The following is a 13,111-nucleotide window of genomic DNA, read 5'->3' on the forward strand; positions in this document are numbered from 1 at the left end:
CCGCTACTGGCAACGAGCCAACCAAGCCGTCAGTCTCGCGTCAGTCAACCATCTGCTCAATGAAATGGATGGCACGCTCGCCGATCCGGCGCAGCACGTCGAGCCGCTTGACGCGCTGCGCCAGCGGTTGGAAGCGTTGCCGTATCGCCAGCGTGGCGAAGCCTTCAAGCGCGTGTACGCGGCGGCACAGCGTATTCCGAAGGATGGCGTGCAGATACAGAAAGCGCTGTTGTTGCACTCATTGTGCGATTTTCATTGGAGCCATCGCGATGAATTATTCGACTTCGCTTACGCAATGGCGCAGCGGCGTGCGCCCGAGGAGGATAATGTCTGGACGGAACTCGCTGACAGTTTGGATTCGTTGTTGTGTTGGCTCAGCTGAGTTTGTCGAGCGTTATCAAGCGCTCGTGGCTCGGCTTGCGTCCTTAAGGGTGTCCGAGCAAGCGGAGCTGATCCCAGTATTGTGTCTGCGAATGATCACTTTGGTGGAAGCGACGACCGCCTCCCTGGGCTGTATGCGGTGTTACGCGAACACGCGTTGCAGCTGCCGCCTTCTCATCAAGGCGCACCGGTTGGCAGGTTAGCCAGTGCCATATGGGTTTTGCCGTACGCGGAGCGGCTCGCACAGTACACCCAGCTACGTGATGTGGCGCTGTCGCTGCCTGACGAGCAGTTGAGCGTTGCGCTACGCGATCTTCCAAAGGGGTTGACGGATTTACCCAGCGAGCATCACGCACACGAACTTCAGTTGCTAGAGCCGGCATTGCTGCGCGTACTGCCAGCGCAGCGTGCGCAGGTCGCACTCGGCCTACTAACGTGTGCCTACAGTTTAGACGATGCACTGGTAAAGTGGGTCTGGCAGCAGGGCTTGAGTCTATTGAATGGCGCGGGCGAGGCCGCCTTATACGATGTGCTTAGCAGACTTCGGTTCGAGGGTTCGCTAAATAACTTAGACGATCGTCAATGGAATATAGCGAGAAGTGAAATCACCCACTTTATGGAAGCCAACCAGTTCTCCGAGCCGGCCCGGGCACGAATCCAGGACAGTGTGCCTTGGTTCAGAAGTGTGCCACGTTAACCGGCGACTGAACCAACATACTTCGTTTATCCGGAAAATTCCTTAAACTCGATTGCAAAACGGGTTTTTTGTAAAAGGTTAGTATCTATAGAATTCTCAGGAGACTCAAGAACCGAGCGGGCAAGCGATGACAGCATGTGTTGCGCTGTAAGTATTTGGCGCGCTACTGCCCACGCTCGCTCACGCGTCTTCCCCTACGTCATGCGGATCAGGCAGCGGCTCATGACCTGCCTTGGTCGGTGCGGGCGGATGCCCCCTCATCGTCGCCTTCTGCGCTTCGGAGAGCCGGCGATCCGCTGCGGTCGGCACGTCGGGGCGCTGCCGTGGCGCGCCTGCCGGTTGGGAGGATTGTGTATTACCAGGCTTCGTCGGTGCGTCATTTGACTTTCGTTCCATCTGTCGTGCTCCTCAATCTAACAACCATGTTGGTCAAGCTCAGTACAAGCCAGCTTCCGTCCCGCGCCCGCGTGGCAGACCACTTGCCGCACCGCCGGCACCATTACCGATGCCCGGCGCGCTACCGATCCCGACACCCGTGCCGCCCGCATTATTTTGAAACGCCCAACGGCATCGTTCTCAACGCCGTACCCGTCCAGGTTGCCGGTGCCAGCGCATCCTGCCAATACCCTAGCAAACCGCATTCCCAGCACAGAGCAAGACAGGCACGCAGCTTGCGAAGTGCCGCGTGCTCTTCGCTGCTGCCGTACAACACCATGCCTAACTCCCCGGCCCCGACCGCAACACGAGCGACCCCGCGCCGCCGACGACGCCCCGCGCCCGATGCCGATGCGTGCGAGCAGTTACGCTACGTGAGCGACACGCAGCGCGGCTATACGCGCCGTGCGGTTAACGGCCGGTTCGTGTACTTCGACACACGGGGCACGCGCATTCGCGATCGCGCGCGCATCGAGCGCATCAATACGTTGGCGATACCGCCCGCGTATACCGACGTGTGGATCTGCCCGGACCCATACGGTCACTTGCAAGCTACCGGCCGCGACGCGCGCGGGCGTAAGCAATACCGCTATCACGCCGCGTGGCGCATGATGCGCGACACACACAAATACGCACGGATGGCCGACTTTGCGCGCGCGTTGCCGAAGATCCGCGCGCGTGTGACGCGGGACCTACAGCGCCCGGGGATGCCGCGCGAAAAAGTGGCCGCGGCGCTGGTACGGCTGCTCGATCGTACGCTGGTGCGGATTGGCAGCCCCGAATACGCGCGCGAGAACCGGTCCTACGGCTTAACGACTCTGCGCAAGCAACACCTGGCGCTCGACACCGACCGCATGCGACTGCGGTTTCGTGGCAAGAGCGGCGTCGAGCACGACGTCGACATCGACGACCCACGTATCGTGCGCATCGTGCGACGCTGCCTAGACTTACCTGGCCATGAACTATTCCAGTATGTCGACGAGCACGGCGAGCGGCACGCTATTGGCTCGACCGACATTAATGCGTACCTGCGCGAGATAAGCGGAACAGGGTTCACTGCCAAGGACTACAGAACGTGGGCGGGTAGCGTCCTTGCACTTGGCGCGTTGCGCCAAATTCCGCCGTGCAATCTCACGCGCGCGCGCCGGCATGTGGTCGACACGGTCCGGCAGGTCGCCGATCTGCTGCGCAATACGCCTGCCGTATGCCGTAAATGCTATATCCATCCGGTAGTGCTTGACGCTTTCGAAACAGGTACGCTTGCCACACTTGAGCCGCTGCGCCAGCACCGGCGCCTGAAGGCCGATGAAGCGCTGTTCGTCTCCTTGCTCCACCATCACGCGCGCACAGCCCGCGCAGGGCCAGCACGCTTGCGCCGTGGGGCGCAATAGCCCGTCCGTCACAACCACGCGGTGCCATCTCACGCCACGTGATGCCGTACTACGCGTTACGTCGCCTCGGTCAACGCGATGGTAGCCGGTTGCGCTTGCCTCACACGCTCGAGCATGAAATCGATGAAAGTCGCGGCCGCACGGGTATGATGCCGCTCTGGCCTATACAGCATTACCCTCCGCGTGCCAAAGATGCTCAACCGCCAGGGGTCCAGCGCGGTCACTACATCGCCGCGCCGGATGTCGTTCTGCACCACGTAGTCGAGCACGATGCCTGGGTAGCAACGCTTGAATTCGATCAGCCAGCGCGCCATCACCATCTGGCCATCACCACTGGGCACCGACAGCCGCACGCACCCCTGCAGCGTCTTGCCGAGGGTGGACACCGATTCCTGCGCGACCAGCAGCTCATTGCGGATCTTGCGACCCTGCTCGTCCAACCGTAGCCCCACGCCCCACCTCGGTCGGCTCCCGCTACCACGTGGTCCGACGCCGCAGTGCCAGCCCGACCGCAAGCTCCAGCTGGTTCAAGTGGTAGCTTACGTTCGCACGCGACATCTTCAGCCGACGCGCGGCCTCGCTGAGATTGCCGGATTCGAGGATTTCGACCAGCAACGTAAGAGGTTCAGGTGCATGGTTGCACGCGCTTCGCAGCGCATAAGGCATGACGCACGGCGCCATCACGCAATAGTTCAAAATTTTTTGACACTCTGTCAACCATCGTTGTAATTGTCAATACAGGTTATCGATTGGACAATCAGCCGGCGAAGTGCGCCGCGCGCTCCTCTATTCCGGAAACACGCCCCATGACCCTCGCTCCCTCTCCGACCCAACCCGTGAGCCATGAACGACACGGTGAGGTTCTGGTTGTCACGATTGACCATCCGCCGGTTAATGCACTTGGGGTTGCGGTGCGCCAAGGCCTGATCAACGCGATCGATGCCGCTGAGGGCTGCGACGAGGTCGCAGCGGTGTTGCTGCTCGGCGCAGGCCGCAACTTCATCGCCGGCGCCGACATCCGCGAGTTCGGCAAGCCGCCATTGCCGCCGTCGCTGCCGGAAGTGTGCCAGCGCATTGAATCGTGCCGCAAGCCCGTGGTCGCCGCGATTCACGGCGCGGCGCTGGGGGGCGGTTTAGAAATCGCGCTGTCCGCACACTACCGGATCGCCACGCCCGGCGCGAAGTTCGGCTTACCGGAAGTGCAGCTCGGCCTCATGCCGGGGGCCGGTGGCACGCAACGCACACCGCGACTGATCGGCGCACGTGCCGCGCTCGATCTGGCATTGAGCGGACGCCATGTCGATATCGACGAAGCACTCCAGCTCGGCCTACTGGACCGCATCAGCCAGAGCGACGACACGCGAGCGGAAGGCCTGGCCTATGTGCAGGCGCTGCTGGCCTCGCGCGCCGGAACACGTCCGACCCGTTCCGCCAAGGCGCTCGCCGATCGCGACGCAAGCCATGCAGCCGTACAGGCCGCCCGCGCCGACGTCGTGCGCCGCTCGCGTGGGCTGTTCTCGCCGCTGAAAATCGTCGAGGCGATCGAAGCAGCTATCGATTTACCGTTCAACGAAGGCATGAAGTTTGAGCGCCAGGCATTCCTGCAATGCCTTGACAGCCCGCAGCGCGCGGGGCTCGTGCACGCGTTCTTTGCCGAGCGCGAAGCCGCCAAGACACCGGAGAGCCAGCATGCCTCGCCGCGCACGATCGACACGGTTGGCGTGGTTGGCGGCGGCACGATGGGCGCCGGCATCGCGGTAGCCGCGCTCGATGCGGGCTTTCCAGTGACCCTGATCGAACGCGACGATGCGTCGCTGGCACGCGGGCGGGCCCACGTGCAACGGGTCTACGACGGGCTGGTTGCCAAGGGTAAGCTGAGCGTGTCGGCCAGTGCCGTCACGCTGTCCCGGCTCAGCGGCAGCACATCGTATGATGCGTTGGCCAACGTGGATCTGGTCATCGAAGCGGTATTCGAGGATCTCGCGGTGAAGAAAGCTGTTTTTGCGCAGCTGGACCGCGTCTGCCAGCGCGGCACCGTGCTGGCGACCAACACGTCCTATTTGGACATCGACGAGATCGCCTCCAGCACCGAGGAGCGTGCGAGCGACGTGATCGGACTGCACTTCTTTTCGCCGGCCAACGTGATGAAGCTGCTCGAGGTTGTTGTGCCGGCCAAGGTGGATGCCGACGTCGTGGCCACAGCGTTCGAGTTTGCCAAGCGCCTGCGCAAGACGCCCGTGCGAGCCGGGGTGTGCGATGGTTTCATTGGCAACCGGCTGTTGGCCGTGTATCGCGCTGCCGCCGATGCGATGATGGAGGACGGCGCCTCGCCGTACCAGATCGATCGCGCGATCCGCGATTTCGGCTTTCCGATGGGCCCCTACCAAGTCAGCGATCTGGCCGGCGGCGATATCGGCTGGGCCGCCCGCAAGCGCCGTGCGGCTACGCGCGATCCGCGCGCCCGCTACGTGCAGATTCCGGACCGCCTGTGCGAACGGGGCTGGTTCGGCCAGAAAACCGGTCGCGGCTATTACTTGTATGAGTCGGGCCAACGCACCGGCATACCCGATCCCGAGGTCGAGGCAATCATCGCGTCCGAGCGGCAGCGGGCCGGGATAACGCCACGCGAATTCACCGACGAGGAAATCGTGCGCCGCTATTTGGCCGCCATGGTCAACGAGGGCGCCAACGTCGTGCATGAGCACATTGCATTGCGGCCGCTCGATGTCGATGTCGTGCTCGTGCACGGTTACGGATTTCCGCGCTATCACGGCGGCCCGATGCACTACGCCGACACGCGAGGCCTGGCGAACGTGCTCGCTGATATCCGAGAATTCGCGTGTCAAGATCCGTTGTTCTGGCAACCGTCGCCGTTGCTCGTTGAACTCGCGGACAAAGGCGCCACCTTCGCGAGCCTGAACCGCCACGCCGACGCGTAGACGCAGCGGCCCGTCGCCCTGGTGGGCCATGGGCACATACCTTGCATGAGCAACGTCCGGTCGGTTACCCGGACGTCGCGCGACGCTTATGCTCTGACAATCCTTAATATTCGTCCGCCCGAAAAGTCGCTATATTGAGGGCCGTCTAGTCGGCGTGAACCCTCACGCTGTACGCGAACTACCGATACGAGTCAACTTGAGACCGTATCGACCGGGTACTTTTTACACGACGACGAAAATCCATTCTAGCCTGGAACGGCGTCCTCTTCTATGCCACGGACGGTATGAACGCCAGTCTCAATGCATCAATGACACTCAAGGAGAGTCTGGAACAGGCGATACGCGACAACACGTTCCGCCTACGCTATCAGCCCCAGGTCGATCTGACCAGCGGCTGGATAGCAGGGGCCGTCGTATCGCTGTATTGGCCGAACCCGGACGGCAAGCCGGTCGCCCAATCGGCCTTGCTGAGCGCCGCGCACGACAGCGAGATCGCGGTCGAGGTCGGCGAGTGGATGCTGCGCCAGGCCTGCCAGCAAAATTACAAGTGGCAGCAGGCCGGACTGTCCCCGATCCGTGTTGCAGTGCCGATGCCCGCCGCGCTATTTCGCATGCAGGACGTGGCGCAGCGCGTGGGAGCGATCTTGCAGCAGGCGCAGTTACATGGACGCTACCTAGAGCTGGACATCGCGGAAACGGCCCTGCTCGAGGACCTGGCCCATGCCGATGCGGCGCTATCCGCGCTGCATGCGCTGCAGGTCCAGAGCACGGTTACGGACGTGCGTTTTCGCGCACAGGGCGACGAGCACCTGGCTACACTGCAACTGGACCGGATCAAGCTCGATGGCGAGTTGGTCTCGCCATCGGCCAAAGCACGCACCGGCGAGACACTCGCCAGGCTGCTGGTGGCACATGCACACTCCACCGGCCTCAAGATCGCCGTCCATGGTGTTAACAGCTTCGAGCAATTCGAGTTTTTCAGGCGTCACGAATGCTTCGAGATGATCGGCAATTTTTACTACCGCCCGGTTGACAGTGCCGTGATGTCGCAATTACTTAGCCGCGGATCGAAATCGTTACTGCTCTGAGGATCTAACCGGTCCGCGCAAGTTGTGCGAAGATGCGACAATCAAAGACTTGCAATGCGTTCGGAGCTGCAACATGGGCAAGCAGGCCATTGGCGTGATCGGACTCGCGGTCATAGGTCGCAATCTGGCATTGAACATCGAAAGCCGCGGCTATGCGGTATCGGTCTACAACCGCACACGTGAGCGCACTGACGCGTTGATCACCGCCTTCCCGGATCGCAAGTTGGTCCCGACTGATACATTGGAAGCGTTTGTTGAATCGCTCGAAACGCCGCGACGTATCCTGCTAATGGTCAAGGCCGGCACGCCGACCGACGCCACCATTGCTGCGCTCAAGCCGCTGCTGGAACGGGGGGACGTACTGATCGACGGCGGCAATACCCATTTCACCGACACGATGCGCCGCCACCGTGAACTGGCCGACGCCGGCCTGCATTTTATCGGCACCGGCGTGTCGGGTGGCGAAGAAGGCGCGCTGTACGGCCCGTCGATTATGCCGGGCGGGCCACGTGACGCATACGAGCGTGTCGAACCGATCTTCATGCGCATTGCCGCGCGTGCCGATGACGGCGAGCCATGTGTCGCGTACATGGGACCAGACGGCGCCGGCCACTATGTGAAGATGGTCCATAACGGCATCGAGTACGGCGACATGCAGTTGATCGCCGAAAGCTATGCCTTACTCAAGCATGTTGCAGGTTTGTCCAACGCGCAATTGCGCGACGTGTACGCGCAGTGGAACGAAGGCGAGCTTGACAGCTACCTGATCGACATCACGTCGAAGATCTTCGCGCGCAAGGATGATGAGACCGGCCAGGATCTGGTCGATGTCGTGCTCGACCGCGCCGCGCAAAAAGGCACCGGCAAATGGACCAGCCAGAATGCGCTGGACTTGGGCGTGCCCTTGCAGTTGATTACCGAGTCGGTGTTCGCCCGCTTGCTCTCCTCGCTCAAATCCGAGCGGGTGACGGCCAGCCGTCAACTGAGTGGCCCGTCGCCGCGCACCCTGACGGGCACGCGCGAGCCGTTCATCGAGGCAGTCCGGCGCGCGCTGTATTTAAGCAAGGTGATTTCGTACGCGCAAGGGTTCGCGCAATTGCGTGCCGCGTCCGATGAGTATGGATGGGATTTGCCATATGGCACGATCGCGCGCATTTTCCGCGCCGGCTGCATCATCCGCGCGCGCTTCCTGCAAAAGATCACCGACGCGTATGCGCAGAATCCGACGCTGGTCAACCTGTTGCTCGCGCCATATTTCCGCGATATCGCCGCGCAATACCAGGCAGCGCTGCGCGAGGTCGTGGTGGCGGCTGTGCAAGCCGGCGTGCCGGTGCCGGCGTTTGCGTCAGCGATCGCGTATTTCGACGCGTACCGCGCCGAAACATTGCCGGCCAACTTGATCCAAGCGCAGCGCGACTTCTTCGGCGCCCATACGTTTGAACGCATCGACAAACCCGGCACTTTCCATGCCCGCTGGGTATAGCGGCACCCGCTTTGCCACGGCACCGCGTGTGCCGTGCCGCCCTGCCGTGATGTACACGCGGCCGTTTCTGTTGATCGATTGTCCTGTATTCATGCTGCACAACGCTGCTCCGCCTCAGCCGTCATTTTGCTTATTACGTTTGTGCTCCAACGGAGGCCGGGGATGAACGATCCACGACTCAATCCCAACATGGCGACGGCAATGCCCGGGGCGGCAACCGCAGACGCGGCGCTGGCCGAGCCACCGGCAAAGCCAGCGTCGAGCACACTGCCGAATCCGCCAGACGATCCGGCGCAGGATGTTCCGCTGGAACCCCCACCCGCGCCGCCGCCCTCCGAGGCAGCCGCGCGTCAATGGCACGACCTGCCGCGCCCCACCGTCCAACCGGATCTAACCGGTGCGTTGTTCCGTTCGCTATCCGGCTTGCTCGCCGCGTATGCGGTGCTGATGGTCGGCAACGGGCTGTTCACAACGCTGATTCCGATTCGGATGTTGCATGCGGGACTGTCGACGGTCGCAGTCGGGCTCGTGCAGTCGTGCTACTACGTGGGATTTGTCGCTGGGGCCGTGACCAACAGCCGTCTGATCGAGCGCATCGGCCAACATCGCGCATTCGTCGCGTTTTCGGCCGGCGCTGCGCTGACCGCGCTCGCATTCGGCACGTTCGACTCGCCGTGGATCGGCGGCGCACTGCGCTTTTGCAGCGGTGTTGCATTCATGGGTATCTACGCGTGCGTCGAGAGCTGGCTCAACGGCGCGGTCCCGAATGCGATGCGCGGCCGGGTATTCTCGGCGTACCTGGCGATCACGTACCTGGGCGTCGGCGCGGGGCAGTTCCTGCTGGACATAGCCGGCGCATCCGGCGGGCGCAACCTGCTGATCGTCGGTGCGCTGTTTGTCGGCGCCATCCTGCCCGTCACGCTACTGGAGGGTTGGCCAGTACACGTATTCGAGGACCGGGCCGGCCTGCGCCGCCCTCGGTCATGGATTGGCAATGCCGCCGACTTGTGGCGCGACACGCCATTGGCGATTCCCGGTTGCATCTGCGCCGGGTTGCTGTCCGGTGCATTTTATTCGATGACCCCGGTGTTCCTGACTGGCATCGGCTTCTCGGTTAGCGAGCTGTCGCACTTCATGGGCATCGTGCTGATCGGCGCATTGCTGTCGCAATGGCCAATCGGCAAACTATCGGACCGCATCGAGCGCCGCGTGCTAGTGTTCTACCTCGCGGTGCTGGCCACCACCCTTAGTGCCTCGTTGATCATCGTGCGCGTGCACTGGTTTGTCGGCATCGCGACGCTCGTGTATGTCGCCGCGGCGTTCACGCTTTATGGGCTCATTGTCTCCTATGTGAACGATCATATCGACGCAAACCGGCGCATTGCGATCAGTGCAACGCTGTTGATTCTGTTTTCGATCGGCGGACTGTCGGGGCCGACGATTGCATCCATGGCGATGACCGTGCTTGGACCGGGGGGCCTGTTCGTGTTCAATACCGCAACGGCTGCGCTGCTTGCCTATGCGGCGCGCCGGTCGATCACCGGCGGGCGGGCAACGCGGTCCGAAACGCCGTGATGACATGCCCGCGCACAGCGAGCTGCCACGCGCTTATCCGACCTTGTGCGCCATCATTGCGCTTGCACAGCCCGGTGCGCCATCATTTTGCGATCGGAATCGCTACCTGCGCGGCCGGCTACAGCGCGTTAAGGCCGCCGCCTGCCCAGCGATGTGCTGGGCATCGGCCGGTCAAGCATGAACCCAGCTACCTCGTGGCCGCTCAAGCGCACTTGGTCGAGCAGATGCGCCACAATCGGTGCGCCCATTGAGTAGCCAGGGAGAAGCACTTTTTCCGGCGGCACGCTCATGTTACGGGTCATATGCTCAAACATTGTTCGCGTGGGCCCAGTATCGATCGCATTGCTGAGTCACGCTACGCGCTATATTGCAGACTGCTGACTGACGAGCGTATGGAGCGACTTGTCTCTGGCCCGCTGATTCGACTCTTGACGCGTACACCACCAGTCTAGCCGGCCCGCGAACGCTATGTTGACGCTGTCATTAACAGCAGCGTCATCAAAACAGTGCCGGCGCCATTGCAATACAGCGCATCCGGTACGCTGCGCCCGTCGCCGCATCAATGCAGCGGCCCATTCGAGATCGTTTTGCTCCAGCGCTGCAATGATCTGCAAATGTTTGGTACACGACGGCACATGTCCCAGACCATGGCAGTGCTATGGATGCTCGGACAGCCTGCGCATCTCATGCTGCTGCTGAATCACCTGCAGCACAAAGCGGCTATTCGCAAAACGCGCGATGGTCTCGTGCAACGCGATGCACACCGATTGCTATGTCTTATTTTTGACCACCGATATATGTCGATGGCGCGCGCCTATCGAAACTATTTCGTCCGAAAATAATATGCACATTGTGCATTCTTGTGGTCGTCATATAAACGCGGTGATAATCCGCTCGCCTATTGCCTCGGCCGGCACGGTTTCAACTAACGTGTGAGCGCTTGACGCGTCGCTAGTGACTCACGTCGTGCATACCGCACCGTACGTGCATACCAACCGTACTGCGATATTGGGTTTGGCACAGCCATTTACTTCGCAAGTTCATTAATTGCTAACGCCAAAATAATGAATGGAAAGGCATGGGTTTATCAGTTTAAATTTGGCCACTGCATCACGGAGCACATGAATATACCATTAAAATTCGAGGCGTGTGGCACCATCGTGCAAACACGTTCCTCAACGAGGAAGCGTGCACACGCCCATGTCACGGCATTTCTCAAACCGTTACACATCTCGATCGACGCGCGCGCATGCGCTGTGTCAATCTAACATCCAACAGGAATACGCATGCTTTCATGCGCCCACTGCAAGGTGGAGCTACCCAATAGCCAGAAGTTCTGCAACACATGCGGCACGCCGGTCATGGCCCTCCCAAACAAAGAAGCCAGGACAGCTTACCGACATTGCGGGCATACGCTGCCCGCGCGTCAGTACTTCTGCAATAAGTGTGGTACACCCGTCGCGGCTTCAACGAATATCGATGAGGTCAACGTCGAATCAAGCCTGCCGACGTACGCAAAGATCGATGCCTACACTACCACGGTCACGCCACGCACGGCCGTCAAAACCGGCGAGCCGATTAAGCTGCAATCGCAGATCCGCACACCCGCTGAACGCTAAGCCGGCTAAAAATCAAAAGGAGATTGACGATGTCCATGACCGACCACACGCTAGCAACAGGCCAGTTCGGACTGCTGCGCGCCGCCGAAGCGGTGACGAACTGGCGCGCGCTAGCCATGTGCGCGTTCTGCGTCGTCGCGACGATGCTCATTGGCATGCTTACGATGCAGATGCTGCGCCACAGCATCATGCTTGGCTTGCCGTTCATCTTTGCAACGATCGCCGCGATGATCGTCGGCTATTCGGCAGTCGGCATCATCCTGATGCGTGGCACACAGGGCGAACGCGTTGGCTTTGCCAATGCGCTGCGTCAGGCTGCGTTCACCGCGCACCGGTTCGTCGGTGTCGGCGCGCTGCTCGGCATCGGCTGGCTGGCGCTGTTGCTGGTGCTGCTGTTCGTATTCTTCGTCTGCAAGATCCCTGGTGTTGGCCCGCTGCTGTACGCGATCGCCTATCCGATCGTAGCAATCGTGGCGGGTGCCGCCTTCGCCGGTATGTGGTACGTCGGTTATCCGCTCGCGGCCCCTGCGATTTGGCAGGGCAACTCGACACTGCAGACTACCGCGCGCCTGCTGCACATAGGTCGTCACCAACTGCTTGGCATGATTATTCAAATGTTCATGCTGCTGTTGCTCGTCGGCGCGCTATCCGTCATCGTGTTCGGCATTCTCGGCGTCGGCATGGTGGTCGCGTCGACGGCATCGATGGGGGCGGGCATCAGGCCGTTGAGTGGCCTGCTCGACCTGCTCGGTGGCTTCGGCAGCGTTGACGGATTGAGCGGGCTCGGCACTTTTGACGGCCGATACGGCGGCTATGGCATGAACGACAATGCGATGGACAGCGCGTTCGGCAACGGCTTAGACCACCATAGCATGGCATACCTTGGGTCGTTCGGCTTTGGCAACGGCCTGTTGATCGCGATCGGCCTGGTCATTCCCTTTTTGACGTTCGTGAACGGGACATGCCTTATCTATCTGCAAGCCGCCAGTGGCATCGACTTCTCGGCCACCGAAAGGAAGCTAAGGCAGCGCGTCGCCGAGGCAAGGAGACGGGCTAGGCAGGCGCGCGACACGGCGATGCACCCCACGCCGAGCGGCAACAACGGCGCCACGACGTGCACGCAATGCCACAGGCCGATGGGCAAGGAAGACCTGTTCTGCGGCGAGTGCGGCACGCGGCGCCAGGCCTAACGGTTGCATGGTCCCCCGTCGAGGCGCGGCGGCAGACTGCCACGACGACGGCGGGCGGATACTGCGTGGCATCGAGCGGCAAACCGCCGCAGCTAGCATCGGGCTGGCCGACTGACCGAGGCAATCCATGGCAGACACCGACGCGACCCCAAACGGGGAGCCGGCCTATATCAGCAGTTTGGCCGAACGATCGGTTGCAAACGCTATTTCGGCCGGCAATCGCTCGTGGACCGTTGCAGCACGTTGGCGGGCGACAAACTGCTATTCTTGGCATGATCGCACGGGTGCATTGTCCATTACGGACACCAATCAT

The 13,111-nt window shown here is 61.4% G+C and carries 10 protein-coding genes and 2 pseudogenes; 10 read left to right on the forward strand and 2 right to left on the reverse strand.

The features are described from left to right. A pseudogene (locus IHE30_RS12890) lies at positions 1–382 on the forward strand (hypothetical protein); the annotation flags it as partial. Between the two features lie 138 nt (positions 383–520). After that, positions 521–1,078 (forward strand): hypothetical protein, encoded by a 558-nt coding sequence (locus IHE30_RS12895; RefSeq protein ID WP_337691139.1) that lies wholly within the window; start codon positions 521–523, stop codon positions 1,076–1,078. Positions 1,079–1,258: 180 nt separating this feature from the next. Here the strand turns inward: IHE30_RS12895 and IHE30_RS12900 are convergent, their stop codons facing one another. Continuing rightward, positions 1,259–1,474: a hypothetical protein gene (locus tag IHE30_RS12900; RefSeq protein ID WP_337691140.1), complete on the reverse strand. Its 216-nt coding sequence runs from the start codon at positions 1,472–1,474 to the stop codon at positions 1,259–1,261. A gap of 317 nt (positions 1,475–1,791) precedes the next feature. Here IHE30_RS12900 and IHE30_RS12905 point away from each other — a divergent pair, with 317 nt between their 5' ends. Next, entirely contained in the window at positions 1,792–2,904 is a 1,113-nt protein-coding gene (locus IHE30_RS12905; protein ID WP_337691143.1) for a DNA topoisomerase IB, read from the forward strand. A 56-nt stretch (positions 2,905–2,960) separates the two neighbouring features. Here the strand turns inward: IHE30_RS12905 and IHE30_RS12910 are convergent. Then, positions 2,961–3,570, reverse strand: a pseudogene (locus IHE30_RS12910) (LysR family transcriptional regulator). Between the two features lie 140 nt (positions 3,571–3,710). On the opposite strand from IHE30_RS12910, the gene IHE30_RS12915 reads away from it, so the two are divergent. The 7 genes from IHE30_RS12915 to IHE30_RS12945 all read left to right on the forward strand — a co-directional run bounded on the left by IHE30_RS12915 (position 3,711) and on the right by IHE30_RS12945 (position 12,798). After that, on the forward strand, positions 3,711–5,843 hold the full coding sequence (locus IHE30_RS12915) for a 3-hydroxyacyl-CoA dehydrogenase NAD-binding domain-containing protein (protein ID WP_337691144.1): 2,133 nt from the start codon (positions 3,711–3,713) through the stop codon (positions 5,841–5,843). Positions 5,844–6,127: 284 nt separating this feature from the next. Beyond that, on the forward strand, positions 6,128–6,931 hold the full coding sequence (locus IHE30_RS12920; protein ID WP_337691146.1) for an EAL domain-containing protein: 804 nt from the start codon (positions 6,128–6,130) through the stop codon (positions 6,929–6,931). Between the two features lie 73 nt (positions 6,932–7,004). Next, entirely contained in the window at positions 7,005–8,414 is a 1,410-nt protein-coding gene (gene gndA / locus IHE30_RS12925; protein WP_337691148.1) for an NADP-dependent phosphogluconate dehydrogenase, read from the forward strand. Between the two features lie 162 nt (positions 8,415–8,576). After that, the gene (locus tag IHE30_RS12930) at positions 8,577–9,989 is read left to right on the forward strand and encodes an MFS transporter (RefSeq protein WP_337691150.1); all 1,413 of its coding nucleotides are present in this window, start codon (positions 8,577–8,579) and stop codon (positions 9,987–9,989) included. A 518-nt stretch (positions 9,990–10,507) separates the two neighbouring features. After that, the gene (locus tag IHE30_RS12935; protein WP_337691153.1) at positions 10,508–10,831 is read left to right on the forward strand and encodes a hypothetical protein; all 324 of its coding nucleotides are present in this window, start codon (positions 10,508–10,510) and stop codon (positions 10,829–10,831) included. A gap of 444 nt (positions 10,832–11,275) precedes the next feature. Continuing rightward, a complete protein-coding gene (locus IHE30_RS12940; RefSeq protein ID WP_337691155.1) occupies positions 11,276–11,608 on the forward strand; it encodes a hypothetical protein in 333 nt (110 codons plus the stop codon). A gap of 29 nt (positions 11,609–11,637) precedes the next feature. Further along, complete coding sequence (locus IHE30_RS12945; protein ID WP_337691157.1) at positions 11,638–12,798, forward strand: hypothetical protein; 1,161 nt, start codon at positions 11,638–11,640, stop codon at positions 12,796–12,798. The last annotated feature ends 313 nt before the right edge of the window (positions 12,799–13,111 follow it).

The organism is Mycetohabitans sp. B46 (genome assembly GCF_037389205.1).
In the GTDB taxonomy this organism is placed as follows: domain Bacteria; phylum Pseudomonadota; class Gammaproteobacteria; order Burkholderiales; family Burkholderiaceae; genus Mycetohabitans.

Bases quoted from the DNA above. Each gene is read 5' to 3' on its own strand.
- IHE30_RS12900 (WP_337691140.1), bottom strand. From the start codon at position 1,474: ATGGAACGAAAGTCAAATGACGCACCGACGAAGCCTGGTAATACACAA.
- gndA (WP_337691148.1), top strand. From the start codon at position 7,005: ATGGGCAAGCAGGCCATTGGCGTGATCGGACTCGCGGTCATAGGTCGC.
- IHE30_RS12930 (WP_337691150.1), top strand. From the start codon at position 8,577: ATGAACGATCCACGACTCAATCCCAACATGGCGACGGCAATGCCCGGG.
- IHE30_RS12940 (WP_337691155.1), top strand. From the start codon at position 11,276: ATGCTTTCATGCGCCCACTGCAAGGTGGAGCTACCCAATAGCCAGAAG.
- IHE30_RS12905 (WP_337691143.1), top strand. From the start codon at position 1,792: ATGCCTAACTCCCCGGCCCCGACCGCAACACGAGCGACCCCGCGCCGC.
- IHE30_RS12915 (WP_337691144.1), top strand. From the start codon at position 3,711: ATGACCCTCGCTCCCTCTCCGACCCAACCCGTGAGCCATGAACGACAC.
- IHE30_RS12945 (WP_337691157.1), top strand. From the start codon at position 11,638: ATGTCCATGACCGACCACACGCTAGCAACAGGCCAGTTCGGACTGCTG.
- IHE30_RS12920 (WP_337691146.1), top strand. From the start codon at position 6,128: ATGAACGCCAGTCTCAATGCATCAATGACACTCAAGGAGAGTCTGGAA.